At 65.7% G+C, this 3135-nt stretch carries 4 protein-coding genes and 2 pseudogenes; all 6 read right to left on the minus strand.

Annotation, left to right across the window (positions count from 1 at the left end):
- Positions 1 to 75: 75 nt before the first annotated feature.
- Positions 76 to 218: pseudogene (locus EN742_RS29550) on the minus strand (EamA family transporter); the annotation flags it as partial.
- 34 nt (positions 219 to 252) lie between these two features.
- Positions 253 to 573, minus strand: coding sequence for a low molecular weight protein tyrosine phosphatase family protein (locus EN742_RS29555; protein ID WP_126057288.1), 321 nt, complete (start codon positions 571 to 573; stop codon positions 253 to 255).
- 52 nt (positions 574 to 625) lie between these two features.
- The gene (hemW, locus tag EN742_RS29560) at positions 626 to 1783 is read right to left on the minus strand and encodes a radical SAM family heme chaperone HemW (RefSeq protein WP_126057287.1); all 1158 of its coding nucleotides are present in this window, start codon (positions 1781 to 1783) and stop codon (positions 626 to 628) included.
- A 1-nt stretch (position 1784) separates the two neighbouring features.
- Complete coding sequence (gene rdgB / locus EN742_RS29565; protein ID WP_126057286.1) at positions 1785 to 2432, minus strand: RdgB/HAM1 family non-canonical purine NTP pyrophosphatase; 648 nt, start codon at positions 2430 to 2432, stop codon at positions 1785 to 1787.
- Positions 2432 to 2842, minus strand: coding sequence for a VOC family protein (locus EN742_RS29570; protein WP_126057285.1), 411 nt, complete (start codon positions 2840 to 2842; stop codon positions 2432 to 2434). Before EN742_RS29570 ends, rdgB begins: the two co-directional genes overlap by 1 nt.
- Positions 2843 to 3025: 183 nt before the next feature.
- Positions 3026 to 3135: pseudogene (locus EN742_RS29580) on the minus strand (ribonuclease PH); the annotation flags it as partial.

Consider the following 3135-nt stretch of genomic DNA (forward strand, 5'->3'; position numbering starts at 1 on the left):
GACCGGACGATGCCCAATCGCTTCGATATCTTCATCAGCCGTCTCGAAACCAAAACCGCCCGCGAAGGCGTGCCGCTATCCCCGATAAGCGACCAGCACCGCCCCCGCCGCGATAAGGAAAACGCCAAGCCAGTTCGCTCCGGAGAGGCGCTCGCCGAGAAGGACCGCGCCAAACACCGCCACAAGCACGACGCTTAGTGCGGTGCGACGGGCGCGGACGGCTCTCGAACGCGGGGGGGACGGCGGTATCCCTTAGAGATACCGCGACACTTTCGCTTCCAGAAGCTGCACCAGCTCCGGATCCATGAATTCATAGTCGTCCGGGATGTCGAGGCAGATTAACCGCGCCTTCTTCAGGCTCGACCGGAATTTCTTCTGCAGCTTGGCGCGGTGCGCCTTTTCCATCACGAAGATGATGTCGGCCCAGGCGACGAGCTCATGCGTCAGCGGATTGTCGGCGTCGTGATTGGTGCCGGCGGATTCGACCTCGATATCCCTGCGTTTGGAAAACACCTGCTCGGCCGTCGGGCTGCGCAAGCGGTTCTGGCTGCAGACGAAGAGGACGTTCTTCAAGGGTTGTTACTCAAGCATGATCTTGTCCGAAAACCGGTATCCACTTTCGGGCTTAGCGCGCCAGGTCCGCCACCACGGCATCCAGCACGATCATCCCGGCCGTCGTCGCCCGCAGCCGCGAATTGCCGACCGGCGCGACAAGCCCTTCTTCCTGCAGCACCGCCAGTCGCGCGCTTGACAGGCCGCGTCCGGAAAACGCCTCGTAGCGCGACAGGTCGATGCCTTCGGCCAGCCTCAGCCCCATTAGCAGGAACTCGTCGGCCTCTTCCGAGCGCGTCAAAATCTCGCCGCCGGTGACGCCATGGCCCCTGGCCTCGACCAGATTGGCCCAGGTCTCCGGCATCCTCTCGGCGATCGTCACCGTGCGGCGCCCGTTCTCAACGAATCGGCCATGCGCGCCGGGGCCGACGCCGACATATTCGCCGTAGCGCCAGTAGGTCAGATTGTGCCGGCTTTCCGCGCCAGGCCTGGCATGGTTGGAAATCTCGTAGGCCGGCAGCCCATGCGCGGCGGTCACCTCCTGCGTCAGCGCGTAGAGATCGGCGGCATGGTCGTTGTCGGGAATGGTGAACTTCTTCGCCGCGTGCAGCGCGTGGAACGGCGTGCCTTCCTCGATCGTCAGCTGGTAGAGCGAAAGATGGTCGGCGGCATGGCCGATCGCCTGCTCGAGCTCGGCCTGCCAGCCCTCCGGCGTCTGGCCCGGCCGGGCATAGATCAGGTCGAAGGAGAGGCGCGGAAAGATCTCGCGGGCGAGACCGATGGCGTGCAGCGCCTCCTCGACATTGTGCAGCCGGCCGAGGAAACGCAGATCCTTGTCGTTCAGCGCCTGCACGCCGAGCGACACCCGGTTGACGCCCGCCGTTCGGTAGCCGCGGAAGCGTTCGGCCTCCACCGAGGAGGGATTGGCCTCCAGCGTCACCTCGATGCCGCTGGGCACCGTCCAGTTCCTTGCCACGGCGTCCAGCACGGTGGCCACCGTTTCCGGCTTCATTAGCGACGGTGTGCCGCCGCCGAGGAAGATGCTGGTCACCTCGCGCGGCCCGGTGCGGGCGCGCATCGTCGCCAGTTCCGCCTCGAACGCGCGCGCAAAGCGTTCCTGGTCGACCGGCTGGTGGCGGACATGGCTGTTGAAGTCGCAATAGGGGCATTTGGCCGCGCAGAACGGCCAATGGATGTAGACGCCGAAGCCGGGGCCGCGGTCGAGCAGCATCTCAGGCCGAGCCCAGCCGCGCTTTGGCGAATTTCTGGAAGGCGCGGGCGCGGTGCGACAGCGCCGTCGGCTGGCCGGGCTTCCAGCCGTGCTTTTGCTCGGCGCTCATCTCGCCGAAGGTCTTTTCGAAACCATTGGGCAGGAACACCGGATCGTAGCCGAAGCCGAGCGTGCCGCGCGGCGGCCACACCAGCGTGCCTTCGGCCTCGCCGCGATAATATTCGGCCTCGCCGTCGGGAAACGCCAGGCAGATGACAGCGACGAAGCGGCCCGCGCGCTGCGCGGCTTCAGCCGCGCCGACTTCCTGCAGCGCCACCTCGGTGCGCTGCATGGCCATGCCGAAGTCGCGGCTGCCGTCGGGCGTCTCGGCCCAGTTGGCGGTGTAGACGCCGGGCGCGCCGTCTAGCGCGTCGACGCAGAGGCCGGAATCGTCGGACAGCGCCGGCAGGCCGGTGGCCTTGGCCGCGGCATATGCCTTGATGTAGGCGTTCTCCTCGAACGTCGTGCCGGTCTCGTCCGGCTCGGGCAGGCCGTACTCCTTGGCCGATTTCGCCTCGAAGCCGAATGGCGCCATCAGGTCGGCGAACTCGCGCAGCTTGCCTTCATTGTGGCTGGCAACGACGATCTTGTGTCCGTTCAAAGAATGCATCACAGGCCCCAGATCCTTGGCTCGGCGAATTCGATCGAATTGCCCGAAGGGTCGCGAAAATAGATCGAGCGCCCGCCTTGCGGCCATTCGAAGTCGCTTTCGATGGCGACATCTTTCGCCGCGAGGTGCTGGCGCCAACCGGCAATCTCCTCCGCGCTCGCGGCAAAGCAAAGATGGCCCTCGCCCACTGTGCCATGCGGCGGCACCTTCAGCCTGGCATCGGGTGCCGGCGGGATCTTGGTCGCCTCGGCGTTGAACAGCAGCAGCACGCCCGTCCCGCAGCGGAAGAAGACGTGGCGGCCTTCGACCCTGCCGATCAGGTCGAGGCCGAGCACGTCGGCATAGAATTGCTCGGCAGCGTGTAGGTCGGTGACGTAGAGCGCTGATTCCAAAATTGCCGAGGGTGTCACGAGGCACCCCCCTCTGGCCTGCCGGCCATCTCCCCCTCAAGGGGGGAGATTGGCAGTTCTCGTGCCGCTGCACCCCTTGCACCGCCGATAATTGGCGAAGGCCGGCCGTATATCCAATCTCCCCCCTTGAGGGGGAGATGGCCGGCAGGCCAGAGGGGGGTGCCCAGGCTCGGCATTCGAAACCTACGCCACCGCCATCTGCTGCAGGCTGACCAAGCGCGAAATGCCTTTCTTGGCGAGGCCCATCAGCGACGCGAACTGCTCCTCCGAGAACGGCTCGCCTTCCGCCGTGC

This window comes from Mesorhizobium sp. M4A.F.Ca.ET.020.02.1.1, assembly GCF_004022645.1.
Classification (GTDB): Bacteria; Pseudomonadota; Alphaproteobacteria; order Rhizobiales; family Rhizobiaceae; genus Mesorhizobium.